Source organism: Antrihabitans auranticaus (assembly GCF_016481275.1).
Classification (GTDB): Bacteria; Actinomycetota; Actinomycetes; order Mycobacteriales; family Mycobacteriaceae; genus Antrihabitans.
The window spans coordinates 572,682-597,072 of sequence record NZ_JAEMNW010000004.1 but is presented as its reverse complement, the minus strand read 5'-3'; the positions used below and the strand labels follow the sequence as shown (position 1 = coordinate 597,072).

31 protein-coding genes and 1 riboswitch are annotated in these 24,391 nt (G+C 63.0%); of the genes, 15 read left to right on the top strand and 16 right to left on the bottom strand.

What is annotated here, in order from left to right; translation table 11 throughout:
- Positions 1 to 118: 118 nt before the first annotated feature.
- Both JGU72_RS20895 and JGU72_RS20890 read right to left on the bottom strand, forming a co-directional pair.
- Positions 119 to 298 (bottom strand): hypothetical protein, encoded by a 180-nt coding sequence (locus JGU72_RS20895; RefSeq protein ID WP_199685958.1) that lies wholly within the window; start codon positions 296 to 298, stop codon positions 119 to 121.
- A 17-nt stretch (positions 299 to 315) separates the two neighbouring features.
- A complete protein-coding gene (locus tag JGU72_RS20890) occupies positions 316 to 513 on the bottom strand; it encodes a PNPOx family protein (RefSeq protein ID WP_199685957.1) in 198 nt (65 codons plus the stop codon).
- A 142-nt stretch (positions 514 to 655) separates the two neighbouring features.
- Between JGU72_RS20890 and JGU72_RS20885 the strand changes: the two genes are divergently transcribed.
- Positions 656 to 826: a hypothetical protein gene (locus tag JGU72_RS20885; RefSeq protein WP_199685956.1), complete on the top strand. Its 171-nt coding sequence runs from the start codon at positions 656 to 658 to the stop codon at positions 824 to 826.
- Positions 827 to 898: 72 nt separating this feature from the next.
- Here JGU72_RS20885 and JGU72_RS20880 read toward each other — a convergent pair whose 3' ends face one another.
- Positions 899 to 1,255 carry an Rv2640c family ArsR-like transcriptional regulator gene (locus JGU72_RS20880; RefSeq protein ID WP_199685955.1) on the bottom strand — a complete coding sequence of 119 codons (357 nt, stop codon included), beginning with the start codon at positions 1,253 to 1,255 and terminating at the stop codon, positions 899 to 901.
- Positions 1,256 to 1,354: 99 nt separating this feature from the next.
- Here JGU72_RS20880 and JGU72_RS20875 point away from each other — a divergent pair, with 99 nt between their 5' ends.
- The gene (locus tag JGU72_RS20875) at positions 1,355 to 1,852 is read left to right on the top strand and encodes an ArsI/CadI family heavy metal resistance metalloenzyme (protein WP_199686124.1); all 498 of its coding nucleotides are present in this window, start codon (positions 1,355 to 1,357) and stop codon (positions 1,850 to 1,852) included.
- A gap of 209 nt (positions 1,853 to 2,061) precedes the next feature.
- The gene (locus JGU72_RS20870; RefSeq protein ID WP_199685954.1) at positions 2,062 to 2,427 is read left to right on the top strand and encodes a helix-turn-helix domain-containing protein; all 366 of its coding nucleotides are present in this window, start codon (positions 2,062 to 2,064) and stop codon (positions 2,425 to 2,427) included.
- 148 nt (positions 2,428 to 2,575) lie between these two features.
- On the opposite strand, the gene JGU72_RS20865 is transcribed toward JGU72_RS20870, so the two are convergent.
- On the bottom strand, positions 2,576 to 3,130 hold the full coding sequence (locus JGU72_RS20865; protein ID WP_199685953.1) for a PadR family transcriptional regulator: 555 nt from the start codon (positions 3,128 to 3,130) through the stop codon (positions 2,576 to 2,578).
- Positions 3,131 to 3,310: 180 nt separating this feature from the next.
- Here JGU72_RS20865 and JGU72_RS20860 point away from each other — a divergent pair, with 180 nt between their 5' ends.
- Positions 3,311 to 4,300 (top strand): NAD(P)H-dependent flavin oxidoreductase, encoded by a 990-nt coding sequence (locus JGU72_RS20860; protein ID WP_199685952.1) that lies wholly within the window; start codon positions 3,311 to 3,313, stop codon positions 4,298 to 4,300.
- A 15-nt stretch (positions 4,301 to 4,315) separates the two neighbouring features.
- Here JGU72_RS20860 and JGU72_RS20855 read toward each other — a convergent pair whose 3' ends face one another.
- Positions 4,316 to 4,630: a DMT family transporter gene (locus JGU72_RS20855; RefSeq protein ID WP_199685951.1), complete on the bottom strand. Its 315-nt coding sequence runs from the start codon at positions 4,628 to 4,630 to the stop codon at positions 4,316 to 4,318.
- Positions 4,631 to 4,640: 10 nt separating this feature from the next.
- Positions 4,641 to 4,707: riboswitch (guanidine-III (ykkC-III) riboswitch) on the bottom strand.
- A 264-nt stretch (positions 4,708 to 4,971) separates the two neighbouring features.
- Here JGU72_RS20855 and JGU72_RS20850 point away from each other — a divergent pair.
- Entirely contained in the window at positions 4,972 to 6,312 is a 1,341-nt protein-coding gene (locus JGU72_RS20850) for an FAD-binding oxidoreductase (RefSeq protein WP_199685950.1), read from the top strand.
- Positions 6,313 to 6,472: 160 nt separating this feature from the next.
- On the top strand, positions 6,473 to 8,857 hold the full coding sequence (gene ptsP / locus JGU72_RS20845; RefSeq protein WP_199685949.1) for a phosphoenolpyruvate--protein phosphotransferase: 2,385 nt from the start codon (positions 6,473 to 6,475) through the stop codon (positions 8,855 to 8,857).
- Between the two features lie 109 nt (positions 8,858 to 8,966).
- On the opposite strand, the gene JGU72_RS20840 is transcribed toward ptsP, so the two are convergent.
- From JGU72_RS20840 to JGU72_RS20830, 3 genes are all read right to left on the bottom strand, one after another.
- Positions 8,967 to 9,239, bottom strand: a complete 273-nt coding sequence (locus JGU72_RS20840) for a DUF6131 family protein (protein ID WP_199686123.1) — start codon at positions 9,237 to 9,239, stop codon at positions 8,967 to 8,969.
- Between the two features lie 95 nt (positions 9,240 to 9,334).
- On the bottom strand, positions 9,335 to 9,508 hold the full coding sequence (locus tag JGU72_RS20835; protein ID WP_199685948.1) for a CsbD family protein: 174 nt from the start codon (positions 9,506 to 9,508) through the stop codon (positions 9,335 to 9,337).
- Between the two features lie 151 nt (positions 9,509 to 9,659).
- Positions 9,660 to 10,277 carry a LysE family translocator gene (locus JGU72_RS20830; protein WP_199685947.1) on the bottom strand — a complete coding sequence of 206 codons (618 nt, stop codon included), beginning with the start codon at positions 10,275 to 10,277 and terminating at the stop codon, positions 9,660 to 9,662.
- Positions 10,278 to 10,411: 134 nt separating this feature from the next.
- On the opposite strand from JGU72_RS20830, the gene JGU72_RS20825 reads away from it, so the two are divergent.
- The 6 genes from JGU72_RS20825 to JGU72_RS20800 all read left to right on the top strand — a co-directional run bounded on the left by JGU72_RS20825 (position 10,412) and on the right by JGU72_RS20800 (position 15,183).
- Positions 10,412 to 10,864, top strand: coding sequence for an Lrp/AsnC family transcriptional regulator (locus JGU72_RS20825; protein WP_199685946.1), 453 nt, complete (start codon positions 10,412 to 10,414; stop codon positions 10,862 to 10,864).
- Between the two features lie 126 nt (positions 10,865 to 10,990).
- The gene (locus tag JGU72_RS20820) at positions 10,991 to 11,962 is read left to right on the top strand and encodes an alpha/beta hydrolase (protein ID WP_199685945.1); all 972 of its coding nucleotides are present in this window, start codon (positions 10,991 to 10,993) and stop codon (positions 11,960 to 11,962) included.
- 9 nt (positions 11,963 to 11,971) lie between these two features.
- Positions 11,972 to 13,009, top strand: coding sequence for a helix-turn-helix domain-containing protein (locus JGU72_RS20815; protein ID WP_233532717.1), 1,038 nt, complete (start codon positions 11,972 to 11,974; stop codon positions 13,007 to 13,009).
- Positions 13,010 to 13,081: 72 nt separating this feature from the next.
- On the top strand, positions 13,082 to 13,963 hold the full coding sequence (locus JGU72_RS20810; protein WP_199685944.1) for an esterase/lipase family protein: 882 nt from the start codon (positions 13,082 to 13,084) through the stop codon (positions 13,961 to 13,963).
- A 124-nt stretch (positions 13,964 to 14,087) separates the two neighbouring features.
- Positions 14,088 to 14,684, top strand: coding sequence for a dihydrofolate reductase family protein (locus JGU72_RS20805; protein ID WP_199685943.1), 597 nt, complete (start codon positions 14,088 to 14,090; stop codon positions 14,682 to 14,684).
- Between the two features lie 55 nt (positions 14,685 to 14,739).
- On the top strand, positions 14,740 to 15,183 hold the full coding sequence (locus JGU72_RS20800) for a GNAT family N-acetyltransferase (RefSeq protein WP_374101141.1): 444 nt from the start codon (positions 14,740 to 14,742) through the stop codon (positions 15,181 to 15,183).
- Between the two features lie 40 nt (positions 15,184 to 15,223).
- Here JGU72_RS20800 and JGU72_RS20795 read toward each other — a convergent pair whose 3' ends face one another.
- The 3 genes from JGU72_RS20795 to mbp1 all read right to left on the bottom strand — a co-directional run bounded on the left by JGU72_RS20795 (position 15,224) and on the right by mbp1 (position 18,184).
- Positions 15,224 to 15,979, bottom strand: a complete 756-nt coding sequence (locus tag JGU72_RS20795; protein WP_307828530.1) for an amino acid ABC transporter ATP-binding protein — start codon at positions 15,977 to 15,979, stop codon at positions 15,224 to 15,226.
- Positions 15,980 to 15,982: 3 nt separating this feature from the next.
- Complete coding sequence (locus tag JGU72_RS20790) at positions 15,983 to 17,794, bottom strand: ABC transporter substrate-binding protein/permease (protein WP_199685941.1); 1,812 nt, start codon at positions 17,792 to 17,794, stop codon at positions 15,983 to 15,985.
- A gap of 153 nt (positions 17,795 to 17,947) precedes the next feature.
- Positions 17,948 to 18,184, bottom strand: coding sequence for a microaggregate-binding protein 1 (gene mbp1 / locus JGU72_RS20785; RefSeq protein ID WP_199685940.1), 237 nt, complete (start codon positions 18,182 to 18,184; stop codon positions 17,948 to 17,950).
- Between the two features lie 320 nt (positions 18,185 to 18,504).
- Between mbp1 and JGU72_RS20780 the strand changes: the two genes are divergently transcribed.
- Positions 18,505 to 19,224: a TetR/AcrR family transcriptional regulator gene (locus JGU72_RS20780; RefSeq protein ID WP_374101140.1), complete on the top strand. Its 720-nt coding sequence runs from the start codon at positions 18,505 to 18,507 to the stop codon at positions 19,222 to 19,224.
- Between the two features lie 51 nt (positions 19,225 to 19,275).
- Here the strand turns inward: JGU72_RS20780 and JGU72_RS20775 are convergent, their stop codons facing one another.
- Together JGU72_RS20775 and JGU72_RS20770 are read right to left on the bottom strand one after the other, a co-directional pair.
- On the bottom strand, positions 19,276 to 20,010 hold the full coding sequence (locus JGU72_RS20775) for a TetR/AcrR family transcriptional regulator (protein ID WP_307828528.1): 735 nt from the start codon (positions 20,008 to 20,010) through the stop codon (positions 19,276 to 19,278).
- A gap of 101 nt (positions 20,011 to 20,111) precedes the next feature.
- Positions 20,112 to 20,465, bottom strand: a complete 354-nt coding sequence (locus JGU72_RS20770; protein ID WP_199685939.1) for an STAS domain-containing protein — start codon at positions 20,463 to 20,465, stop codon at positions 20,112 to 20,114.
- Between the two features lie 346 nt (positions 20,466 to 20,811).
- On the opposite strand from JGU72_RS20770, the gene JGU72_RS20765 reads away from it, so the two are divergent.
- Entirely contained in the window at positions 20,812 to 21,417 is a 606-nt protein-coding gene (locus JGU72_RS20765) for a dihydrofolate reductase family protein (protein ID WP_199685938.1), read from the top strand.
- An 83-nt stretch (positions 21,418 to 21,500) separates the two neighbouring features.
- Here the strand turns inward: JGU72_RS20765 and JGU72_RS20760 are convergent, their stop codons facing one another.
- Positions 21,501 to 21,965: an SRPBCC family protein gene (locus tag JGU72_RS20760; RefSeq protein WP_199685937.1), complete on the bottom strand. Its 465-nt coding sequence runs from the start codon at positions 21,963 to 21,965 to the stop codon at positions 21,501 to 21,503.
- Between the two features lie 254 nt (positions 21,966 to 22,219).
- Here JGU72_RS20760 and JGU72_RS20755 point away from each other — a divergent pair, with 254 nt between their 5' ends.
- The gene (locus JGU72_RS20755) at positions 22,220 to 22,516 is read left to right on the top strand and encodes a hypothetical protein (RefSeq protein WP_199685936.1); all 297 of its coding nucleotides are present in this window, start codon (positions 22,220 to 22,222) and stop codon (positions 22,514 to 22,516) included.
- A 49-nt stretch (positions 22,517 to 22,565) separates the two neighbouring features.
- Here the strand turns inward: JGU72_RS20755 and JGU72_RS20750 are convergent, their stop codons facing one another.
- Positions 22,566 to 23,606: an alpha/beta hydrolase gene (locus JGU72_RS20750; protein WP_233532716.1), complete on the bottom strand. Its 1,041-nt coding sequence runs from the start codon at positions 23,604 to 23,606 to the stop codon at positions 22,566 to 22,568.
- A gap of 274 nt (positions 23,607 to 23,880) precedes the next feature.
- On the bottom strand, positions 23,881 to 24,339 hold the full coding sequence (locus JGU72_RS20745) for a winged helix-turn-helix transcriptional regulator (protein ID WP_199685934.1): 459 nt from the start codon (positions 24,337 to 24,339) through the stop codon (positions 23,881 to 23,883).
- Positions 24,340 to 24,391: the final 52 nt, after the last annotated feature.

Here is a 24,391-nt window from a genome sequence, read left to right as displayed (position 1 = left end):
CGCCTGCGGCGCTGTACCGCGGGCGGCGACAACCCACGGTCTGTGCACAGCCGTCGTCGAAACGCGATAGTTCGCCGAATCCCGTTGGCAGTCAGTAGAAATAGCCAAGCCGGGCGCGTCAGGTGTCGAGCGTGATGACGACGCCCGGGTCGCCATAGGGGAACTGTTTGCGCTTGATCCAACCACCCACCGTGGCCAGACTACGAAAGATCTTGACCTGCACGCCGTACTTCACAACGACCCGCTCGTACACCGCGTCACGCTCGGCAGCATCGACTACGACAGCAATATCACCCACCGGCGCGGTTCCGGCTCTCAGCTTTCCCTGCGAACTGCACGGCCGCAAAACACCCGCGGATCGTCCTTCAATCTCTTTGTCTTGCCCGACACCGACGGCGTATAGAAGCCCGCCGACCCGTTCCCGAGATCCACGATCCACACGGGCGTGCTCACCGCGGACCCGTCGCGCTTGAAAGTGGTGAAGGAAACGACCTTTTCGTCAACGATCGTCACGGGCGCAGCGTACACCCGCACCCGTCGCCTTCCCCGCTCCTAATGTGTGCTCCGGCGAGCCGAAAGATCCAGGCCGGCGAAAGCGCGCGCACCGTAGCGATATCACCGTTTCAGACGTGCCACATGGGGGAATTCGACAACCATGACAACTCCGTCGACGCCCGACCGCGTATCCACAACGCCGACCACCGACGCGCCGGACGGCGCTCGCGACGACGTCGACAGCGACCCCGGCAAAGGCGATGCCGTTCAAACTGATTGGTCCGACGAGGGCGGAGCAACCAACACCGGACCGAGCACCGACACGGCCTGATGCGTCGCCCGGCGTCCTTGCGCCGCGCCTAGCAAATGGAGCTGCGCCCGGTTACCTAGAGGACACCGACAATCAGGTGCAGCAGTTCGGGTCGAGCACCACACAGAGCGCCGACAACGCCTCGCGCCGCGCCCGATGGTGCACGTTCATGCCGTGGCGTTCGGATTCGATCAGGCCCGCGGTCCGGAGTTGACCGACGTGGTGGCTGACGGTCGACTCGGACAGGCCGACGACGGCGGCGAGGTCGCCGGTCGTTGCCTCGGTGGCGGTGGTGAGCAGCAGGGACATCAGCTTCACTCGGGCCGGGTCGGCAAGTGCTTTGAGTCGCAACGCCACCTCCAGTGCGTCCGCGTCGTCGATCGGCCCGGCGGCAACGGGTGCGCAGCAGACCGGCGCGGACATGTCGACCAGGGGCAACGACTTGGGCATGAAGCAATTCTGCCTATGATATTGACTTATGTCAAAAAGGTGCCATCCTGGTGATGTCGAGCAGTTCGACATATGTCTCACAAGATGGAGGTTCTCATCATGTCTTGTGTCCAGCTCGCCCTCAACGTCGACGACCTCGCCGCGTCAGTCACGTTCTACTCCAAGCTTTTCGGCACCGCGCCGGCGAAACTGAAGGAGGGTTACGCGAACTTCGCGATCGCCGAGCCGCCGCTCAAGCTAGTGCTCATCGAGAACGCCGGTCGAGGTGGTTCGATCAACCACCTCGGCGTCGAGGTCGAATCCAGCGCAAAGGTGCACGCTGAGATCGCTCGCTTCACAGACGAGGGGCTGTTCACTCAGGAGGAAATCGGCACCACCTGTTGTTTCGCCACGCAGGACAAGGTCTGGGTGACCGGGCCGGCGAACGAGAAGTGGGAGGTCTACACCGTGCTCGCCGATGCCGAGACCTTCGGCACCACACCGGATCTGCTTGCAGCCGACCCAACTGGCGAATGCGCTTGCGGCAGCACGACGGCCGCCGCGGATGCGGTCGAACTGCAGGATGCCGGCACGGCACAGGCGACCTGCTGCCGCTGACCGATTGCGTTGGTAGTCGGGCCGGTCACGCGGCCTCACCCCGGTCCGTACTCGAGGCCCTCACATCGGCGCGCTTCGACGTTGCCATCGACCTGTTGACGGCGCAGCGCGACTTCGCCATCAACCTCGCCGGCGTCTTCGCACCGGCGAAGGCTGCCTGACCTAGTAGGTTCAAGGCATCCGCCGCCTCGATCAACGCAGGGACGACAATGCCGACCGATCCCGATGACAGCTCCAAGCTATTGGGCGAATTCATCAGGGCGCAGCGACAGATGGCAAATCTGTCGCTGCGCCAGCTTTCCGCAATGACTGCGGTCTCCAATCCGTACCTGAGTCAGATCGAGCGCGGTATGCACGAGCCGTCGGTTCGCATCCTCAAATCGATTGCCTCTGCTCTCAACCTTTCCGCGGAAGCAATGCTCGAACAGGCCGGGCTACTCACAGACCCCGTCGCGGCCGACGACGGCGCCACCGAGGCAGCGTTGCGTGCGGACCGCAGACTCACCGAGTCGCAGAAACGCGCGCTGCTCTCCGTCTATCGCAGCTACATCGATGCCAATGAGACCGACTCCTGATTCGCAGCAGCTGTACCGGTCGACCGAGAATGCCTGCGGGGATTCCGATTTAGCGTGTGCGGACCTACCGGTCGCACCTCTTCACCGTGGGTCGCGTACCGGGTCCCATACGGACACCGCCGCTGTGGGGGTTTGAAGTCGACCTCCGCTACCGGCCTTCCGCCTCCTGCGCAGCGACTGTGTGAGCGGTCTCGATTGCGTCGGCAAGCCACGCGGTCCAGAACAGTTCCAAGCCCACGCCTGCGCGAAGCACGAGGTGTTGCATCGCCGCTTCGCTGGAAACGACGTCGGAGAAATCGCGCGCTTCGATCTCTCGGTAGTGCTGAAGCTGGCGGCGATGCAACTCGAGGTGCCGGGTGAGTTCATCGACCAAGTCTGTTCCGCCGACGGCCGCCGATGCCCGGATTCGGAGCAGCATCGGATCGCGCAACGGTCGTGGATCCTGCTCTTCGGCTACCCACCGCCGCAGCTCGGCATGGCCGGCCGGAAGTACGTCGAATGTCTTCCGCTGCCCCTGGGCCACGACCTCGCCTTCGCGCGCCCGAATCAGTCCCGCCTCTTCCAACTTGCCCAGTTCGCGGTAGATCTGCTGGTGCGTTGCGGACCAGAAGTACCGAATCGACTTGTCGAATCGGCGCGCGAGGCCGAGCCCCGAGGAGGGCTTCTCGATCAATGCGGTGAGGATCGCGTGCGGCAAGGACATGTCGGGTCTTTCTCTCTCGTCGTCACGCAGCATACGGAGGTGGCTGCACGCCAGCTTGCCTTCCACACGCCAGGTTATGCAACAATTTGCAAAAGCCTGCATTTCCCAATACCCTTGCGTCACGTCTCGAGTACTCGCGGACCGCCAGATGCCGCCAATCGCCCCGACCGAAGGATTCACATGGCACTGCCACCAGCGCTTTCCGGCAAGCTCGCGTTGCCCGTTGTCGGGTCACCGTTGTTCATCTGCTCGGGCCCGGAGTTGGTCATCGCCCAGTGCCAGGCCGGGATCGTCGGGTCTTTCCCGGCACTGAATGCGCGGCCCTCGTCGATGTTGGCGGACTGGCTCGATCGGATTACAGAGGAAAACGCGAGCTACCAGCTTGCACATCCTGATGCGGTAGTGGCCCCCTTCGCTGTCAACCAGATCGTCCACCGTTCCAACGACCGCCTCGAACACGATATGGCGGTGATCGTCGAGCACAAGGTTCCGATCGTCATCACCTCGCTCGGGGCGCGACCCGACATCAACGACGCCGTCCACTCCTACGGCGGAATCGTGCTACACGACGTCATCAGCGACGAATTCGCACGTAAAGCGATCGCGAAGGGTGCCGACGGCATCATCGCCGTCGGCACAGGGGCCGGTGGCCACGCCGGCACGCAGTCACCGTTCGCGCTCGTGCAGGAGATCCGCGAGTGGTTCGACGGGCCCGTATTGCTGTCGGGCGCCATCGCGCACGGTCGCTCCATTCTCGCGGCGCTGGCTGCCGGTGCCGATCTTGCTTACATCGGTTCGGCATTCATCTCCACCGCCGAGGCCAACGCCGATCCCGGCTACAAGAAGATGATCGTCGATTCGACGGCCAAGGACATCGTCTACAGCAACCTCTTCACGGGCATCCACGGAAACTATCTGCGGGGCAGCATCTCCGCCGCCGGTCTGGATCCCGACGGCCTTCCCGAGTCCGATCCGTCGGCGATGAACTTCGGCTCGGGCGGCAACAGCGATGCCAAAGCCTGGAAGGACATCTGGGGCGCGGGACAGGGCATCGGCGCGGTCAAAGACAACCTCACGGTCGCGGATCTGGTTGCGACCTTCAAAGCCCAGTACGATTGCGCAGTAAAAGAACTGGACCACAAGACCGGAACGCGCGCCCTGGCATCCTAGGGCTGCAGCGCCCGCTCAGTGCGCAACCTTGAGGCCCACGACACCTGCGATGATCATGAGCAGGAAGAGAACCTTCAGCACGGAAACGCCCTCGGAGCCAGTCGACATCGCGTAGACGACGGTCAGTACCGCACCGATTCCGACCCAGACCGCGTAGGACGTCCCGATCGGCAGGTCGCGCATCGCGTACGCCAAGCCGGCCATGCTCGCGACCAGTGCCGCGACGAATACGAGCGACGGCACTAAACGACTGAACCCCTCGGACCGCCCGAGCGCCGTAGCCCAGACCGCTTCCAGCACACCGGAAAGCACAAGAACGAACCAAGACACGACAACCTCCAACGGGCCGTCTTGTCGCGCGCCGGGTACAGCACCCCTCGTCCGGGAGCCCGAGTACCAGGCTCTTTCTCACCGTCTCACATCTGCCTCGATGGGACAACGCGATCCCGATCACCGCTTGTCCGGTGCCCGAAGTCAAGGGCCTTTCGCCTCTAACGGCCGCCCGATGTTCTGGCAATGATTGCCCTGGTGTGCCCTGTCCTCTGATACCGCACGCATCGAGCCACCTTTCAGTACGCTCCTCCACCTCTAGAGCACGGCTGCAAACGCATTGATGTTCAACCGATTTCACTCTCGGACCGAGCTATTTTTCTGACCCGGAGGTCAAGTCCATGACGACAACCACGCCCCGCCTGACCGGCGCGGTAGTGCGTGCGGGTGATCCCGATTACGAGGCGGCGCGGACCGGGTGGAATCGCCTGTTTTCCCGCTATCCCGATGCCATCGTTTTCGCCGCCGACACGCAAGACGTGGTCAACGCGATCACCTGGGCCCGCGAGCAGGGGCTGGCGCTGCGGGCTCGGAGCGGGCGTCACAACCTCGAAGGGTGGTCCGCTGTGGACGGGGGCGTCATCATCGACGTCAGTCGGATGAAGAGCGTGCAGTTCGACGAGTCCGCGCGCACGGTGACAGTCGGGACCGGCCTCACACAGAAAGAGACAGTTCGGACACTCGGGCAACGAGGCTTCGTCTTGCCGACCGGCTCGGAAGGAGGCGTCGGCCTCGGCGGTGTCGTTCTCGGAGGCGGATTCGGATTGCTCACCCGCAGCCTGGGATTGGCGTGCGACAACCTGATTGCTACCGAGATCGTCGTGGCTGACGGACCCTCGTCAGCGAAAGCCATCAAAGTCGACGAGGACAGCAACGCCGAGTTGTTGTGGGCCTGCCGCGGCGGTGGTGGCGGCAACTTCGGTATCGCGACGTCGTACACGTTGAAGGTGCACGAACTCCCCCACGTCGAGTTCGTGATCGCCCGGTGGACCGGACACGAACATCTCGGTGAACTGCTGCGCACCTGGCAGCGCGACGCACCGAACGCAGACAATCGTCTGACCAGCGCTCTCGAGGTGGACTCGACCGCAATCGAACTGTCCGCCGTCCTTTTCGGCGGCACGCGCCGAGAGCTGGACGAACAACTCAGGTCGCTGCTGACAATCGGCACACCCGAGCTCACCTTCATGAACGATCCGTGGCCGATCATCTACCAGCATGTCGACCGCGCGCCCGAACTCCCCTTCTGGAAATTCCACTCTCAGTTCGTCAAGACTCCGTTCCCCGACGAGGCCATCGATCTGATCGTCCACTACATGGCCAACACACCCAGCCCGCCGAGCAACTTCTACTGCACCAGCTTCGGCGGAGCGGTCGGGCACGCTCCGCCCGGCGGGTCGGCATTCCCGCACCGAGATGCTCTCTTCTACTGCGAGCCCGGCGCCGCGTGGAACGACCCAACACAACATTCGGCGGCGCTCGGCTGGGCCGGCGAGTTCTGGCGTGCTCTGCGACCGTTCGGCGACGGCGCCTACGTCAATGTGCCGAACGCCCCCGCCTCGGACTGGGAGTACGCATACTACGGCGACCACGTCGAGCGATTGCGCCGAGTGAAGGCCACCTACGACCCACGAAATGTCTTCAGTTTCGAGCAGAGCATCCCCGCGCCGACGACCGGCTAGGCCACCAGCGCACAGGCGACGTTCCGTCTCCGCTTCACCTAAGGCGAGACCAAAGGTGCGATTGCGCGCAACAATGGTCATGACCGTCCTTCCGGAGGAGGCATGACGAGATCAAGGGACGAACCAGCCGCAGCGGGCCCAGCATGATCCGGGTCCGCGGATGATCGGCATCGTCGTAGTTTCGTACAACGGTGCCCTTGCGGGCGCGGCAGTCTCTTTCGCGCACAGGATCGTTCCCAAGGCGCGGATCGAACTCGCCGCGCGGTTGGACGACGACGCTGCCGGCCTCGACCCCACTCAGGTCGCCGCGGCCATCGCACGTGCTGATGACGGCGCAGGGGTCGTCGTGCTGGTGGATCCCGATATCGCGGACACATCCGCAGTGCTCGAATTTCTCGCCGACGAGGTTCGAGAACGCGTGACCCTCTGCCGGGCCCTGCTCGTCGAGGGGTTGATTGCCGGGGTCATCACCGCCGCCGGCGGCGGCAATCGGGACGAAGTTGCCGCGGGTGCACTCGAGGGACTCGTCGGCAAGCATCTGGAGCTAGTGCGACGATCGCTACCCGAACTATCGAATGCAACGGAAACTGATTACTGCGCAGCGCATTTCACAGTCACAGATCCGCATGGACTGCATGCCAGGCCCGCCGCTCGACTTGTTGCGGCAGCGGGACAGTTCGACGCGGTCGTAAATGTGCGCAATGCGACCACCGCGTCGGGTTGGGTTTCGGCAGGCAGTCTGACGAAGGTCGTCACGCTCGGCGTCCGGTCGGGCCACGTCGTGGAAGTTCGGGCGAGCGGCGTTCAGGCAGACGACGCCGTGACAGCTGTTGCCGCCCTTCATTCGAATGCGCCGCTGGCATCCAATTTTCCCAAGGCTCGTACCGTCGGCCTGTCGCGTGGGGTCGCGATCGGACCCGCCTGGACAGCCGACGATTCGTTCGGTCCTGTGCCGGAGGAATCGCAAGGTGCCGACGAGGAACTCCGCCGACTCGAGTCCGCTATAGCTACTGTCACCGACGTCGTGTTGCACGACCGACGTACGGCCGCAGACCGGATCGGTGAAGGGGCGGCACAAATCTTCGACGTGCACGCGGCGTTGCTGACCGATCCCGAACTATTGGACGGGGCTCGCGCGCGAATCTTGGCCGGCGAAAACGCAATACATGCGTGGTCTACCGAAATCGAGCGCGTGACAGCGGCTTTCGGCTACGTCACCGACCAGTACATCCGCGAGCGGGCAGCAGACGTGCGAGCGGTGGGCGCGCAGGTTCGGCACGCGCTGAGCGGCACCGTTGCTCCCTCGATCATCGGCGCATCCGGCATCTTGATCGCCGGCGACCTCACCCCGGCCCAGGTTCTCGAACTCAATCCCGACCGAGTGAGCGGAGTCGTGCTGGCAGCGGGCAGCTCCACCTCGCACACGGCTGTCCTGTTGCGAGCCAACGGCATTCCAGCAGTCGGCGGAGCTGAAGTCGACATCGCGGCCGGAACCGTCGTCGCACTCGACGGATCGTCGGGCGAACTCGCCGTCAACCCGTCCAAGTCGACACTCACCAAGTTTCGATCCCGCCAGGCAGACCTCGACGAACGTCTGAGCCGAGCGCAGACTCAGGCGTTCGAGCCGGCAGTGACGCGTGACGGCGTCGAGATTCTGGTCGGTGCGACTATCGGCTCGGTCGAGGACGCGCGTCGCGCGGCGGAGAACGGCGCCGATCTCGCCGGTCTGGTCCGGACCGAGTTTCTCTTTCTGGACCGACCGACTCCACCCACAATCGACGAGCAAGCCGCGATTTACCAGGCCATCGCCGAAACTCTCGGGGACCGCCCGCTCACCATTCGCACGCTCGATATCGGCGGCGACAAATCGTTGCCATACGTTCCGCAACTGCTGGAGGCAAACCCGTTCCTCGGCACCCGAGGTCTGCGGTACGGACTCACGTTTCCAACACTCCTGTCCGACCAGCTTGTCGCGATCGCGCGCACTGCGCTGACCCATCGGGTCAACGTGATGTTCCCTATGGTGACGACGGTCGCCGAGGTCACGGCTGCACGCAAACTGCTCGACTGGGCTGTGGCCAGGTGCGGCGGCCGCCCGCAAATCGGTGTCGGTGTCATGGTCGAAGTTCCTGCCGCCGCCCTCCGGGCGGCAGCTCTGGCCAAGTACGTCGACTTCGTCAGCATCGGAACCAACGATCTCACGCAATACACAATGGCAGCAGAACGCGGAAATGCCGCGGTGGCCCATCTTTCCGACAACTTGGATCCGGCTGTGCTGCAGCTGGTGAAAGCAACCTGCGATGGATTTCGCGAACGCAAGGTCGCCGTCTGCGGCGAACTTGCCGTCGACAACACGGCAGTTCCGCTCATGTGCGCGTTGGGGATTCGAGCGTTCACAGTGCGCGGGACACATATACCGCTCACGAAGGCCGCGATCCGTGAAACCCACGTCGCCACCGCGACGGACTGGCTCCTCGACTGCGTCGACATGACGGACGGGAGCGCAGTCCGAGCTCGGCTGGACATCTTTCGATCCCTGGTCTGATCCCGCCCGAAACTGCCGGGCGGGATCGGAGATCGTCGCCGAATCGAGTCTCGACCAGAAACACGAGTTCGCCACTCATCGCAGAGGGCGCACAGAGAAGCGCAGCTGGTCAGAAGTAGTGGGCTCGCCCGCCGACCGGTCGGCCAGTCCGACCGAGCAGAACCAGGACCAGCCCGATAACCACGAGCACGATACCGATGGTCCACAGAATGGAGATTTTGGCGATGAAGCCGACTAGAAGCAGAATGACACCGAGCACGATCATTGGGGCACCTCGCTGACGTTGCGCAGGCCTGCGGTGGCCACGCTGCACATAGAGTTCCCGCTGGTCAGCCGCGCCAAACCGACTTTCGAACCTTGAATCTCGAGCCGCACATTGCACGTTGAGCGCGGGTGCGGGTTTTGCACATGCGACGAGCGGCAACCCCGCAGGGTTGCCGCTCGTGTCACCGCCGTCTTGCAAACAGCGACGCAGACTTAGTTGCCGAACGCGTCCTTGACCTTCTCGCCGGCATCCTTCAGGTTCGCCTTGGTCTGGTCACCCTTGCCTTCGCGCTCGGTGCTCTTGTCACCGGTCGCCTGGCCGAGCTTCTCCTTGACGTCTCCGACCAGTTCGTCGACCTTGTTCTTTGCCTTGTCGATTGCACTCATGGCGTATGTCCCCTCTGCGTTGGTGTCAGCCCTGCCCGATCGGCGGGCTGTCAGTGGATTACCCACCACCGAAGTCTGCAACCCGCTACGGGCGCAAATGAGTCACGCGTCACACTGCGTGGCTGCGTGTGCTGCCGGAAGCTCTTGCTGGTCAAGGATTGAGCTGTTGCGTGACCAGCACCCCTCCGATGAGGATCATCGCGCCACCCGAGATCCAGGTCATGACCTGGGCGGCCCCCGGCCGCGCACGCAGCACGTGCCGCGCCGCCATCCCCACGCCGGTATACACCACCGCACAACTCACTGTGTGGACCAGGCCGAGCGCGACGATCTGTAACGCCACAGGCCACCTCGAACCCGTGTCCGTGAACTGCGGCAACAACGCAAGAAACAGCAGAAACACCTTTGGATTGAGGCCGCTGATACCCATGCCCTTCGCCGCCTGCCGCATCCACGAGTTCGGCGCCAAGTTCGTATCGAGCTGCGGCACAGTCGAACTCCTCAACATCGTCACGCCGAGCCAGATCAAGTACGCCGCCCCGAAGAACGTCAAAGCCGTGAGCACACCGGTTGTCCGGGCCACCACCGCAGCAACTCCGGCAGCAACGACCACGGTCATCGCGAGATGCCCCGTGAGCATTCCCCCGACCGCGGGAAGAACGGTTCGATTGCGCAAACCCGCAGCGATCGCGTACGCCCAATCCGCACCCGGTGTAAGCACGAACAACAGCGACACCGCCCAGAACGCGGCAACGGTTTCGACTGGCATTACCCTTCAGCCCCTCCGCATTTGGCGAGCTCGCTTCGGCCCGTATTCCACTACCAGAAACGCTAGAACGAAACACCCGAAAGATGTTTGCGAAGTTTGCTCACGCGACGTCGATTTGGGGAAGAATCTTCCTCGTGGATGCAACAGACAGAAAGATTCTTGCGGAGCTTCAGGCGGATGGGCGCCTAACCCTCACGGACCTCGCCGACCGCGTCCGCCTCAGCCTCTCCCCCTGCCACCGTCGGCTCCGCGCCCTGGAACAGTCCGGTGCGATCCGCGGCTACCGCGCCTACCTCGACGCCCATGTCCTCGGACTCACCTTCGAGGCGCTCATATTCGTCACGATGCGAACGTCCGATCCGGACATCCTCAAAGCCTTCGAGCAGGCTGCGATCGAGACTCCGCAAATTCTGCAAGCCCAACGACTCTTCGGAGACCCTGACTATCTACTTCGCGTCATCGCACGTGATTTACCGGCGTTCCAGCAGCTGTACGACGAACACCTCGGAGCCCTCCCCGGCGTTCAACGCCTCAGCTCCACGCTCGTCATGAAAAGTGTCGTAGAGGACCGGCCGCTGCCGCTGTGACGGCAAGAATCGCAGGGTTCTGACCGCGTCTGCGTGCGAGATCGTCCGACGCCTGTCGGACGACGATGGTCGGACTTCCTCCGTGTGCCCAGTGACGTGGAGCACACCGCGGTACAAGATGAACGCATGACAGCATTTCCCACGCTCGATCCGGAGCTCGCGGCGGCAATTACTATGTTGCCGAGCGTCGACTTTGCCGATATACCCTCTGCGCGAGCGACTTTCGACGTCCTGCTCGAATCCTTCCTAGCCGATCTGTCGTTCGACGGCGTCAACCTCCGCGAGCTGGCGGTACCCGGCCTCGGGGACGACCCGGATGTGACGATCCGCTTCTTCACACCCGAGAACGCAGTCGGACCGCTACCCGTGCTCCTGTGGATCCACGGCGGCGGCTTCGCAATAGGCACCGCACAATCCAGCGACCCGTACTGCGTCGATGTCATTCGCGAACTCGGATTCGCTGTGGCCAGCGTCGAATACCGCCTTGCCCCCGAGACTCCTTTCCCCGGTCCGTTGCACGACTGCTACGCAGCACTGTTGTTCATCCACGCACACGCTGACGAGCTGGGTATCGACCCGAACCGCATCGCCGTGGGAGGCCAAAGCGCCGGCGGTGGTCTCGCTGCCGGAACCGTGCTGAAAGCCCGCGATGAAGGCGTCGTACCCGTCGCGTTCCAGCTGCTCGAAATTCCTGAGCTGGACGACCGGTTGACCACGACCTCGATGACCGAATTTGTGGACACTCCGATGTGGCACCGCCCCAACGCCATCCTGTCCTGGCAGTACTACCTCGGCGACTCTTACACCGGCCCCAGCGATCCCGGCGTATCGATTTACGCCGCGCCCTCGCGGGCCACGGATTTGAGCGGGCTCCCGCCGACCTACCTGTGCACGATGGAACTCGACCCACTACGCGACGAAGGTATCGACTACGCCCTGCGGCTACTTCAGGCCGGGGTCAGCGTCGAGCTGCACTCGTATCCAGGAACCTTTCACGGATCAGCGTTGCTCGCCACCGCCGAAGTGAGCCAGCGCGGGCATGCGGAAGCCCTGGATTCGCTTCGCCGAGGCTTGCGCACGTTGGCTTCGACCTCGTAGCTTTCCTAGATGCAAGGATTGATGTACCGGCTCGGGGAGCTCGACGCGAGTTCCGCGAACCTGGTACGCGTGATCGATTACTTCGACGCGCTCATCCGGCACGGTGCTGACACCGCAGCCATGATGCGGGCCAGCGCAGCTCTCGCAGACTGCGTCGTGGGCATGGATGTCACTGGTTGGCCCGGAGCCGGCCGGGAACCCCGACGCTGCGACACCCGCGGAAAGTGGTCCCCACAACCGCAACTGGCGCCGTCGTCGATCAAAGACGTCGTCATCGACGACGCCGTCGTCGGGAACGTGTGGATCGAGAGGCCAGGTCCGACACTTCCGCTCGATGACATGCTCGTCGACCGAATGGCGCTGACCGCGGCGATATTGCTGCAGCCGCGCCGCGCCCTCACCCCCGCCGAACACACAGTCAACCTGCTTTTCCCGATGGACGATCTGGCGGTGCTGACCTCGTGCGCCGGACTCGGAATCGATCCCGACGCCACAGTCCGAATCGTCGTGTACGCCACCGACGCAGAGCTGAGCTGTCCGTCCGACGCCATAGCGGGAAAGGCACTTCCGATCACCGTCGACGACGAGGTGCTGCTGCCCGTCACCGACCACAGCTCCATCACCACACGTGTTGCGCACGTGGGGATTTCGCTTCCTGCCGCCGCATCGAAAGCCCACCGCTACCTCGGCACAGCTCGCTTCGCGCGAAGCCACGCCTCCGACTCTGTGCCGATTGTCGACGCCGTCGAGCTCGGCGCACTCAATCTACTGGCCGCAGACCACAACCTTCCGCACGAGGCCATCCCCGATCTCGTCCGCGCCCGTACACTGGGCGAGACCGAGTTCGGATCGGAACTTGTTGCAACGCTTCGGATCTATCTGCAATCGGGCACGCTCCGCACCGCCGCCGACCGAATGCACCTGCACCACAGCAGCGTCGCGCACCGGCTCACGAAACTATCGCAGCACTTCGGGTTCAGCGTCGATTCCATCGAGAACCGTGCTCGTGCGACAGCAATGATGATGGTCCTCGACAGCACAGCCTGACGACGTCCGACTGGCTGCCTCTACTGTCCCGCCGCAGTACGGTTCGGTCATCAGCCCATGGAAGGATTCATCGTGAAGCCACACCACATTGCGGGGGCGTTTGCGGCGGTTGTTTCCGTAGCCATGGCGATGGCGCCGTCGGCGCACGCCGCCGAGTTCCCGGTTACGACCGACGCTCTACTGTCTGTCGCAACCGGAATCAGCCAACCCGATGTACCGCCGCCCGGCGCAAATCGGCCGAACTGCCGCAGTGCGACTCATCCCACCCCCGTGGTCCTTGTGCATGGGACAGCGCTGAATCAAAACGCGAACTGGGCTGCCCTTGCCCCGACACTCGCCAACAACGGCTACTGCGTTTTCTCGATGACCTACGGCCGCACGCCGTTAAGTCTCGGTAGCGGTGCAGTCGACAGCCTCTTCACGTCGGCCGACCAGCTCGAAACCTTCGTTAATCAGGTCCGCACCTGGACCGGCGCGAGCCGAGTGGACCTGATCGGACACTCCCAAGGCGGTACGGTCCAGCGCATCTATACCGACCGCAACCCGGCGACTGTACATCGGGTGATCGGACTGGCGGCGGCCAACTCGGGAGTGACGGCTTTCGACGACATCGAGTACCTGCAAAACGCCGTCCCTGCGGTGCAGCCCCTTCTGTCCATCGGATGCCCCGCATGCGACGAGCTGAACGATCCGGCCACTTACCCGCCGACCGCGCCGAATGTGCTCTACCACAACATCATCAGCGTCACAGACGAAGTGATCACCCCGTACACGGTCGGATTCTTGCCACCCGCACCCAACGTGATCAATCAGACCGTGCAGAGCGTCTGCCCAGCTGACAACGTCGGCCACCTCGGCATTGCCTACGATCCGGCAACTCTGCAAATGGTGCTGAACGCGCTGAGCCCCGACGATGCGATTCCGGTGGCGTGCGATCACGGGCTCCCCCTGTAGAGAACTTTCAGTCGACTTCACTGACGGCCGGCACACCGGATCGGTCCATGTCGAAGTTCTCCTGCCGCCTCCGACCCATAGGTGAAGATCGCAAAAGAGCGATCGCCTACGAGAGGATCAGATGATGGGACGCGTGTTCTCCAACATGTCGATGTCGTTGGATGGATTCATCGAGGACGCCGACGGCAGCGTCGAGCAACTCTTCGAGTGGTACACGGCCGGTCCGGTAGTCACAGAGACTGCCAACGCAGACGTCGACTTCAAGCAGTCCGCCGAGGACGCCGAGCACATGACTAACGTGATGGCCGGGATCGGCGCGCTCGTCACCGGGCGCGCGCTCTTCGACCTGACCAATGGCTGGGGAGGCTCCCATCCGATCGGCGTTCCCGTGGTCGTGGTCACCCACAACGTGCCGACCGCCGAGGAATGGCCGCATCCGGACGCGCCGTTCACATTCGTCACCGACGGCATCGAGGCAGCGATCGCAAAAGCCAAGGAGATCGCAGGCGACAGAGACGTCGTCATCGCGAGCACGACCATCGCCCAGCAAGCACTCGACGCCGGCCTGCTCGATGTGATCACCGTCGATCTCGTGCCGTACCTCCTCGGCTCCGGCAAGCCATACTTCGCCAACCTCACCACAAAGCCGGTGCGGCTGGAGAACCCCACGATCCGGCGCGGCAACCGCGCCACCCACCTCACCTACGAGGTGCTCTACTGAGCTGCTTTGCACACTGCCGTGCGGCAGTGGTGTTTACGATCGACGGATGAGCGCGATCACGATCCGGCAGGCGCAGCCCGCCGATTTCGAACGGATCAATGCCGTTATCGACGAATGGTGGGGCTGGCCTGTCGCGCACATGGTGCAACGGTTGTTCCTCGACCATTTCTTCGCGACGAGCCTGATCGCCGAAGAACCGGGAGGAGCGCTCGCCGGGTTCGTCGTGGGATTCCATTCGCCCTCGGTGCCGGACCACGCGTACATCCATTTCACCGGCGTCGCACCAGAACACCGACGTGCCGGACTTGCGCACGACCTGTACAACCAATTCTTCGCCGCGGCGCGGGGCGCCGGTTGCACGACAGTCCGCGCCATCACGTCACCGCTCAACGAGGTGTCGATCGCATTCCATCGCAGCGTCGGTTTTTCGGTCAGCGAACCGATTCCGGACTACGACGGTCCCGGGTTGGAACGCGTGATCTTCAGTCGCGAACTCTGACCCCACGGCGTGGTCGCGTCCTCGCCGTCCGGGTCCGCTGTCACAACACCTGGGCGAGGAATTGGCGCAACCGGTCCGTCTCGGCGTTCTCGAAAAGCGCTGACGGGGAACCGGCCTCGACGACCTGCCCGTGATCCATGAAGACCACGGTGTCGGACACCGACCGCGCGAAACCCATTTCGTGGGTCACGACGATCATCGACATCCCCCCGGATGCGAGGTCCGCCATCAATGACAGGACGCCCTTCACGAGTTCGGGATCCAGCGCAGAGGTCGCCTCGTCGAAGAAGATGATCTCCGGCTTCATCGCGAGGGCGCGCGCAATCGCCACGCGCTGCTGCTGCCCACCGGAAAGATTTCCCGGCCGCGAATCCGACTTAGCGCCAAGACCGACTGCCTCGAGTTGTTCTACCGCCAGCGCACGCGCGGCGTCCTTGCTGAGCCCCAGCAATTTCCGCGGGCCGAGTGCGACGTTCTCAGCGACCGTCTTGTGCGGAAACAAGTTGAATTGCTGGAACACCATTCCAATGCGCTGGCGCAGCTTGTCTGGATTGTCCTTCAGTACAGACTTTCCGTCGATCAGGATGTCGCCCTGCTCTGGCTCGTGCAATCGATTCAGCGCACGCAGCAGTGTCGACTTACCCGACCCCGATGGTCCGATCACTGTTGTCGTCTTGCCTGCGTCGACGTGGATGTCGACCCCCCGCAACACCTTGTTGGTGCCGAACGAGAGATGAATGTTCGTACCGGTCAACGACACCGGTGCGTTCTGAGTGGCCACCGCCTGTGTACTCACCGCCTATCCCCTCTCCACGACGATGGCCTGTTCGAGCGGATCCAGGGTGCCCGATGTGTCTTTCTTTCCGGTCCGCAGCCGTTTGTCGATGTAGTTCACCAGGTGCGTCAACGGGATCGTCAATGCGAGATAGAACAACCCCGCTGCAACTAGCGGCGAGAGGTTACCCGTCTGGGCGTTGAGGTCTCGCCCGACGGCGAACAGTTCGCGTTGCGACGCAAGGAGTCCGAGGAAGTAGATGAGCGACGAATCCTTGATCAGCGAGATGAACTGGTTCATCAACGCGGGCAATACGCGCCGGATACCTTGCGGAATCACGACCAGGCTCATCGACTGCCGGTAGCTGAAACCGATTGCGCGCGCCGCTTCCAGTTGGCCGGGCTCGACGCTCTGGATGCCCGATCGAAAGATTTCGCCGATGTAGGCGGCGGCCAGAAGCGCCAGGGCAACCGCCCCGAGCCAATAGGGGTTGTTGCCGGTGAGCCCACCGACGACAGGTCCGAAACCGAGTCCGATGATCAAGATGATCACGACGGCCGGCAGTCCGCGGAAGATATCGGTGTAAATCCGTGCCGGCCACCGCAGCCAGCGCGTCCGCGAGATCCCCGCCACCGCAAGTGCCATACCGAGCACCGATCCCAGGACCCCTGATACCAACGCCAGAATCAGCGTGTTGGGAAGTCCTGTTTTGAACAGGTCTGGGATCGCCTTGCGATACAGCTCCCAATCGAAGAAGGTATCGCCGAGTTGCTCGAACGTGCCCTTCCGCGCTGCGGGCGCTTCGGCTTCAGCACCCTGCTGCTGCTCCGCGGCGAGCGCAGCGAAATCGGGCAGATCCGGAAGTGCCGTTGCCTTGCTCCCCGGCTTCCAGCCCTCGGGCAGTTCACGCGGCACCCAATCTGAGTAGAGCTTCGCCCATGTACCGTCCTCGATCACAGCGTCGAGTGCGGAGTTCAACGCATCGACGAGCGCCGGATTGTCTTTTGCGACAGCCCATCCGACAAAGTTGTTGAGGCTGAATGTGTTCTGCACGATCGACGCTGGATCGCCGGCTTGAATAGCCCCTTCGGCTTGCTGAGACGGCGCTACCCACGCGTCGATTTGGCCTGTCTTCAAATTCGCGTAGGCAGTGTTGTAATCAGGGAACTTGACTGGATCCAGCTTCAGCGTGTTGACGACATAGTCGTCCTGCACAGTCCCCTGCACAACGCCGATCCTCGTGTCCGGGTTCAGATCGCCGAACCCCTTGATCGCGCTCCCCGAGGGCGCCACGAGCGAGAAGTAGCCGAAGTCGTAGCCGTTGGTGAAGCCGACCGTCTTCCGCCGCTCGTCGGTGGTGGTGATCGACGAGGAGCCGACGTCGAACCGGCGCGTCGCAACCTGCGAAAGCAACCCAGCGAATTCTGTTCCGGAGAACTCGATTTCGAGACCAAGCTTTGCGGCGACAGCCTTCAATAACTCATTGTCATACCCCGTGAACACCCCGGACGAGTTGACGCAAATGCTCGGCGGCGCATCGGAAAGGGTTCCGACGCTGATCTTTCCGGGAGTGATCAAGCCGAGTTTCGTGACATCGATGTCACCGATGGGCTTTGTGTTCGGTGTCGTGTATCGATCTTCGCCCGCTTGCGCGGCAGCCGAATCGAGATTCGTTGGTACTGCCGACGATGCGCCGACGCCTGGCGGCGCACACAGGTCCGTCGTCGACGAGCCGGATCCTCCATCGCTCCCGCATGCCGCGAGCGACAACATGAGCAGTGCAGCCAAGACAACGACGAACAGCGTGCGCACCCTGACAGAAAGTGAGCGGAGCATCACCAGACACTATCCGTAGACGGATGCCTCGACGCGAGTTGCGCTCGGGATGATTCTTCCGCCCAAGTGTTGTCGTGAATGCCGACGGAGGAGCGCCCCGAGTGGGACGCTCCTCCGTCGTGCCAGGCTTAGTGCTGCCTGTCGAATCTCTGTTTACTGGTTTGCGCGTTGCCGTTCTTCGTCAACCTTTGCAGCAGCGCGCGCACTCTCGGCTTCGGCTTCTTTCTTTGCAGCCTCGCGCTGGTTCTCGGCCTTGTCTTGCTGCGCTTGGCCCTCTCGGGTCAGGTCGTCTTGACCGGTGACGGCACCGACAGCTTCCTTGACCTTGCCCTTGACGCCTTCGACAACGCCCTTGACGGCTTCGGCCGGTCCACTGTTCGAGTCAGTCATCAACTGATCCTTCCGTTAGAGGTACTTACGGTCACTCAGATACCCGACCGGACAGCGCGAGAAACCGTTTGCGTGCAGATCGCGACGTAGCTCACGTCTCGAACGTTCAGGGACTGTTCGACAGCTGCGCTGCGGTCGCGCTGTCCGACGTGAAGACGGCTTCGCAGGCACGTTTTTGAATCTGCGAAGCCTTGGCCACCGAAACCTCCGGATGCTGCGGTCGCCTACAGTCCGGGTGCCCGCGCAGCCGTAAAGCAAACAGACACGGCCCGCAGGTCGATCAGCTCGCCTGATTGGCACAACCACCGACTGGGTAGCCGATAAGTAACACCAGTGATGAAGAGGTACCCGTGGGAGACACAGCGCGGCACAGACAGCGCCTCAGTCGAAACATAATTCTCGACACCGCAATCGAATTGGTCGACCGAGCCGGACTCCAGAGACTGAACATGCGCCGACTCGGCGCAGCGTGCGGTGTCGAGGCAATGGCGCTCTACCGCTACGTCGAAGGCCGCGACGATCTACTCAACGGCATCGTCGACCGGATGATGGACACTCTTCACGCCACACACCTTCACGACCGCGACTCCGATGACAGCTGGCAGGATTTCCTGGTCCGCGTGGCCGGCGAAGTCCGAGACGTCGCACTCGAACACCCACAGGTGTTTCCGTTGATTGCGACGCGTCCGCCGAGGGCGCCCTGGATTCGTCCGCCGCTACGGAGCCTCCGGTGGCTGGACACCTTCCTCGACACACTCGTTTCGTTCCATTTCGACGACGAGTCTGCGGCCACGACCTACCGCTCCTTCAGCACATTCCTGCTCGGCCAGTTGCTGTTCGAGGTCACTGCCGAAGACGCAGCCACCGACAACGTCGGTCTCGACGGGTATGCACAGCTCGAGCGATTGCAATTGATCCTGAGCCGCGACAACGCGAGCGCAGATTTCGACTACGACCTGGCCCAACTGATCGCGCGGATCGGCACGATCGGGCCGTCGCGAACTCGAGATCAACAAGAATTCGTTACCTCGACCCGATGAATCGACCGGCGTCGCCGCAAATCCGCACCGCTCCACAATGCGCCGAGCTCGCTACGGCGCGGGAAAGTTCGATTCAATACGATCGAGCAGATCTTCCAGCGATTCTTCGAATTCCGCGAGCGAGTGATCCTCGGCAAGCATCGGCGCCAGTTCGAGCAGATTCGGATATTTGCGAAGATCCAGCGGTGCCGGAGCGCCGCCGTCGATCGCATCCTGAGCCGGACTCAACGGTGCGCCGAGAGCGGCGACCTCGAGCAGCAACTGCCCCAGCAGGAATGTCGTGAACGACCGGTAGACGGCAACGGCGGCTTCACGCTCGAATCCGAAGCCACGCAGGGTCGCAAGAAAGGTTTCCATCCACTTCAGGCTGCGCAATGGCGGACGAACCCATGGCGCTTCAGGCGGACGCGTTGCTATCGCTGGAAACAGCTGTGGGTGATCGAGCGCGATGCGACGGACCCCGTGCGCAACCCGCTGCAAATAGTCTTGCCATCCACCGTCTTCGGATTCCCGGCTGGCAAGCTGATCCTCGTAGAGGGTGTCGATAATATTGTCGACGACCCCCGTAAGTAGGTCCTCGCGCCCCGACACGTACCGGTAGAGCGCCATCGCCTCGACCCCGCACCATGTACCGAGGCGGCGCATCGTCAACTGCTGCACACCCTGCTGGTCGATCATTTCAGTTGCAGCGTCGAGAATTACGCGGCGACTCAACGCGCCCGCGCGACGCTCCGCACCCTGCGCGCTCGCATCGCTGTTGTCGTCCTCGACTGCCCCGCGGCTCACAATCGGTCCCCCGCCCTCGGTTCGCGCCGCACCGATCCACGCACAAAGCGTTCGCTGCCATCGGTTGTTCGGAGCGCCACCGCTCGAGACTACGTCACTTTTCAGGCAACCGACTCGTCCACAGCCGGCTCCGGAGATTCGTTGGGCCCGTTTCGGACCGGAACTATGTCCTCGAACCCCACGATCGCCATCACTCGAATGATTCGCGGCGGAACCGCCACCAAGCAGCACGACCCGCCCGCGGCAACAGCTTGATCGTGCAAAGTCTGAACCAATGCCATTGCTGCGGCACCGAACAGATCTACGCCGGACAAATCGATCTTCAGGTGCCGCCCCGCGAGTGCACGGTCTCCAACCTTTTTCAGCACTTCCGGGCAAGACTCCAGGTCCAGATCTCCCTGCAGCGCAATCACATCCAGCGAGTTGGCGCTGACGCGCCCGATCCGTACCGACATCGGTTGCTCCTTCATGGGACCTATGAGGGATCCCAAAATGCTCTTCGGCGGCGACGCGACATCTGCGCCTCGCGTTCGGCGCCGATCACGCAGGGTCCCCATGGGGTCGGTGAGGGGCACAGGGTGTGCGGCGGCGGCTCCCGAAAGCGCGGCGATTCTCACCTAGACGATATTCACCTAGCCTAGCCGTACGCGTTTACAATGTAAACAGGCAGACGCGGGGCATACCTGGGCAGACCGCGGTGGGGCGGTGTGCGCGCACTCGCTGTAGAACTGGTCGAACCGGTCGACGATTCTCTGATCGGCGGGACGCCCGGTTCCACGTCGCAACAACTTGGAGGCCATGATGTCGGACACCACCTGCCACATGTCGATCTCGCTGGACGGCTTCGTCGCCGGTCCGGATCAGAGCCGGGAGGAGGGCCTGGGCAAGCGGGGGCGGGAGCTACACGGCTGGCACATCGGCGACCCGCGGGCAAACGACGCCGACAGGATCGCGAACGACTGGCTCATGCGCCCCCGGGGTGCGTATGTGATGGGGCGGAACATGTTCGGACCGATCCGCGGGGATTGGGACGAAGACTGGTCTGGCTGGTGGGGCGCCGAACCGCCTTATCACGCACCGGTTTTCGTGCTGACCCATCACGGCCGCGACCCGATTCAGATGGACGGGGGAACGACATTTCATTTCATCACCGACGGCTTCGCGGCCGCCTATTCAGCGGCGCGCGAGGCGGCGGGCGACAAGGGCGTGGACATCGCAGGTGGGGCATCGACTGTTCGGCAGGCGTTGACCGCCGGTGTGATCGATGAGCTCACCCTCGACATCGCGCCCGTGCTACTCGGTTCCGGCGAACGCACCTTCGATGGGGTCGATTCGTTCGGCTTCGAACCCGCCGAGGTGCTTCACTCTCCCCTGGCAACTCACATTCGGTACCGACGAGTCATCTGACTCCACCCGACTTCGACGGCGTGGGACTGCCGACCTGGGTCGGGCCAACTTCCAATCGGTTGACCCGCCCCAGACACGCTCGATCAGGAGGCAGTTGCGGCGGCAAGCCGGCCGAGCGAATCGGTCAGCTGATCCTTGGTGACGAGCGGAAACTTCACTTTCTCGAGCAGCTGCTTGTCGGTCACCTTCGACCAGTCGTACGTGTGCCGAACCAGCGTTTCATTGGGCCCCTGAGACTCCAACTCCCACAACCACTCCCACCCAGGAGGCTGAGTACCTGCCGGCGCGGTTTTCCAGGCCAGCAACTTATCCTTCGCAAACCCGGAAACATGGTTGTCGGTTTTGTACTCGCCGCCCATGTGATCGCCTTGCATATTCATCGTGAACACGTCGCCGACTTTCTGGATCCGGTCGGCGTGGTCCACCCCCCGTATGAACCCCGAGCCGTCGAGTGCCTGGTGCCGCTCAGGATTCGAGAGGACGTCGAAAACGGCGTCGACGGGTGCCGCGATGGTGCGTTCAACAGTGACCTTTGCGTTTTCGCTCATAGCTCCACCCTGCCGAAGTTACGTCGACTCGGCAACGTTGGTCGCCGCGCGCGACGAGATGCGACACCGGTTGCAGCGTTTGTGCATCGTTTTATCGGGTATCCCCCTTTTGGACGCGATGGACTACAGGTGCGGCGGAGCGGGAAAGTCTTGCATCGACTGATCATTCGCTCCAGCACGGACCGAGAAAATACTGAGCCACCCGGGCACCGACACCGCACGTATTCGAGTTCGTGCTCGTCGAAGGAGTCGCTATGCAAGAAATAGATCGGTCCACCGAGGTACCCGACGACGACCGCACCACTCGGGCGCACGCTGGGGAATCGCTCGAGGACTCCAGGAACTGGCCAGGATTGGTTCTGGTAGCCATTGGCATGGCCGCACTCGGAGTCTCGCTGACGTCCGCTGGTTACGGCTTCGCTGGGTGGGCGCTGCTCAGCGCGGGAGTGTGTGCGCTGTGTTTGGGAGCGGGGGTCCTCATCATGGTGCTCGCGCACCGCCGGGTCAAGTCTCGGGAAGGCCTGGAACTGACCGATCCGCAAGGCCATTGAGCGATCGCGGCTCCGTGACGCGTATTGCGGTTCAGTGACAGGTCCGCCGTCAGGCTGTGCCTTCCATCGCCCTCATTGCCTGCGGTAGGTACGCCGTCAACGCGTCGTAATCGTAGAAGCGGTTGCGATCGTTGGGTCCGGGGTGAGTGCCGTGATGAAACTCGGTGGTGACTGGCACGCCGTTCCGGTTCAGTGCTGCGACGAAGTCGTCCGTGACTTGCCTGATCAGCATCTCTTGCGCTCCGGACCGCACCACCGTGCTCACGTCGTCGTGCACGCCGGGGAGGCCATCGCCGGCTGTGACATACAGCGACGTACCGCGTAGTCGGTCAGCCAGTGCCGTCGGGTTGTGTGCATCCCAATTCGCAGCCTGCATCGTCGGATCACCCCAGATGCACGGATCGACAATGTCGAGAAGCATCGGCACCGTCGAGGACAGGCCGTTGATATTCAATGCTCCCGACAGGGAAGCCGCTGCGTCGAAAACTCCGGGGTTTCGGGCCGCGTAGGACATTGCCCCGAACCCGCCCATCGAACTGCCCGCGACCGCGCGATGCCCAGTCGTACGGAAGGTCGCGTCGACCCAGGGCAGCACTTCGCGTATGTGGAAGGTCTCCCACGCCGGCGGCGGGAACGGTATCGGCCCGTTGACAGCATCCGACCCACTACGCGGCGTGCCGTACCAGTCCGTGTAGAAGCCGACCGGGCCGCCGTCGGGCTGCACGACGATCACCGGCGTGTTCCCGACAACTTGCTCGACCTCGGCGGCAGGCCAGGTGATGGGCGAGTTGTTGGCTCCGTGCAGGTGCACCAGGACGGGATAAGCGGCGGTTCCATTCCCATACCCGATGGGCAGCGTGACGCGGACCCGGACGAGCCCATCCGGCAGTATGCCGCCCACAGCCGCCGACCGAAATGTATAGAGCGTGGTCCGCGAACTCACCGGAGCAGCCGAAACCGGGACGAGTTGCGCCACCGGATCCGAGGTTCGGGGCAGGCACTGCGGAGAGTCCTGGGCCGTCGCCTGGCCCGCGCCGAGTAGCCCGAACAGCAGGACCGGGGCGACGACCGCGCTCCATCTGCGCATCATCGACTCCGCCCAGATTCGTCGCCGAGTGTGACAGGCATTTTGAGTGCGGCAGGCACGCGGCCGACCTCGTTGTCGATCATCGGGACCCCGTACTGCCGTTGGCTACTAATTCGTATTAGTAACGAGAATACTGGCGGCAACACGACAGCGCAATACTCAGCTCGGATGTTCAGATCGCCGCAGCGCTCGAGAAGTTGCGCGGGTTTACGCCAGGCTGTCCATACCGCGCGACTACTGCTGCACTTCCCACGCGGCCAGGAAGTGCTCATGCGGATTACTCGCGCTGGGCAGCGCCTGGGCCTGGCAGTAGATCGACTTCGTCCCCGTGCATCGGCTCACCGCAGTGGCTGCAACGTAGGTCGATCCTGCCGATCTCGCCGCAGGCGTGATGACGGTAGAGCACGGGCGGCCCGGCCTCGCCGGCAAGCCAACGGTCGCCCCAGTTCGCCATAGCCATGAGCATGTCGAGCAGCTCGGTGCCCTGCCGCGTCAGAACGTACTCGTATCGTGGCCGCCGGTCGTACGGTCGGCGGTCCAGAATCCCTTGCTGGACAAGGTGATTCAACCTCTCGGTCAACACCTTGCGAGAGATACCGAGGTCGGCCTGGATCTCGTCGAACCTGGCGATCCCAGCCCAGACGTCACGCAGAATCAAGGGTGACCACGGTTCACCGATGACGTCGAGGGTGCGTGCGATAGAGCAGGCCATGTCGCGGAAGTTCGTGCGTTGCATGGAACGAGTCTAGCATTTGGGGTTCCCTAAGGGAACTTCGCTTGCTACGGTT

Excerpts from the sequence above, each read along its gene's own strand:
- JGU72_RS20860 (WP_199685952.1), top strand. The coding sequence starts at position 3,311 with ATGGCACTGCCACCAGCGCTTTCCGGCAAGCTCGCGTTGCCCGTTGTC.
- JGU72_RS20815 (WP_233532717.1), top strand. The coding sequence starts at position 11,972 with ATGCAAGGATTGATGTACCGGCTCGGGGAGCTCGACGCGAGTTCCGCG.
- ptsP (WP_199685949.1), top strand. The coding sequence starts at position 6,473 with ATGATCGGCATCGTCGTAGTTTCGTACAACGGTGCCCTTGCGGGCGCG.
- JGU72_RS20745 (WP_199685934.1), bottom strand. The coding sequence starts at position 24,339 with ATGCAACGCACGAACTTCCGCGACATGGCCTGCTCTATCGCACGCACC.
- JGU72_RS20850 (WP_199685950.1), top strand. The coding sequence starts at position 4,972 with ATGACGACAACCACGCCCCGCCTGACCGGCGCGGTAGTGCGTGCGGGT.
- JGU72_RS20835 (WP_199685948.1), bottom strand. The coding sequence starts at position 9,508 with ATGAGTGCAATCGACAAGGCAAAGAACAAGGTCGACGAACTGGTCGGA.
- JGU72_RS20880 (WP_199685955.1), bottom strand. The coding sequence starts at position 1,255 with ATGCCCAAGTCGTTGCCCCTGGTCGACATGTCCGCGCCGGTCTGCTGC.
- JGU72_RS20870 (WP_199685954.1), top strand. The coding sequence starts at position 2,062 with ATGCCGACCGATCCCGATGACAGCTCCAAGCTATTGGGCGAATTCATC.
- JGU72_RS20830 (WP_199685947.1), bottom strand. The coding sequence starts at position 10,277 with ATGCCAGTCGAAACCGTTGCCGCGTTCTGGGCGGTGTCGCTGTTGTTC.
- JGU72_RS20765 (WP_199685938.1), top strand. The coding sequence starts at position 20,812 with ATGTCGGACACCACCTGCCACATGTCGATCTCGCTGGACGGCTTCGTC.
- JGU72_RS20865 (WP_199685953.1), bottom strand. The coding sequence starts at position 3,130 with ATGTCCTTGCCGCACGCGATCCTCACCGCATTGATCGAGAAGCCCTCC.
- JGU72_RS20805 (WP_199685943.1), top strand. The coding sequence starts at position 14,088 with ATGGGACGCGTGTTCTCCAACATGTCGATGTCGTTGGATGGATTCATC.
- JGU72_RS20760 (WP_199685937.1), bottom strand. The coding sequence starts at position 21,965 with ATGAGCGAAAACGCAAAGGTCACTGTTGAACGCACCATCGCGGCACCC.
- JGU72_RS20885 (WP_199685956.1), top strand. The coding sequence starts at position 656 with ATGACAACTCCGTCGACGCCCGACCGCGTATCCACAACGCCGACCACC.
- JGU72_RS20755 (WP_199685936.1), top strand. The coding sequence starts at position 22,220 with ATGCAAGAAATAGATCGGTCCACCGAGGTACCCGACGACGACCGCACC.
- JGU72_RS20820 (WP_199685945.1), top strand. The coding sequence starts at position 10,991 with ATGACAGCATTTCCCACGCTCGATCCGGAGCTCGCGGCGGCAATTACT.
- mbp1 (WP_199685940.1), bottom strand. The coding sequence starts at position 18,184 with ATGACTGACTCGAACAGTGGACCGGCCGAAGCCGTCAAGGGCGTTGTC.
- JGU72_RS20750 (WP_233532716.1), bottom strand. The coding sequence starts at position 23,606 with ATGATGCGCAGATGGAGCGCGGTCGTCGCCCCGGTCCTGCTGTTCGGG.
- JGU72_RS20790 (WP_199685941.1), bottom strand. The coding sequence starts at position 17,794 with ATGCTCCGCTCACTTTCTGTCAGGGTGCGCACGCTGTTCGTCGTTGTC.
- JGU72_RS20770 (WP_199685939.1), bottom strand. The coding sequence starts at position 20,465 with ATGTCGGTACGGATCGGGCGCGTCAGCGCCAACTCGCTGGATGTGATT.
- JGU72_RS20875 (WP_199686124.1), top strand. The coding sequence starts at position 1,355 with ATGTCTTGTGTCCAGCTCGCCCTCAACGTCGACGACCTCGCCGCGTCA.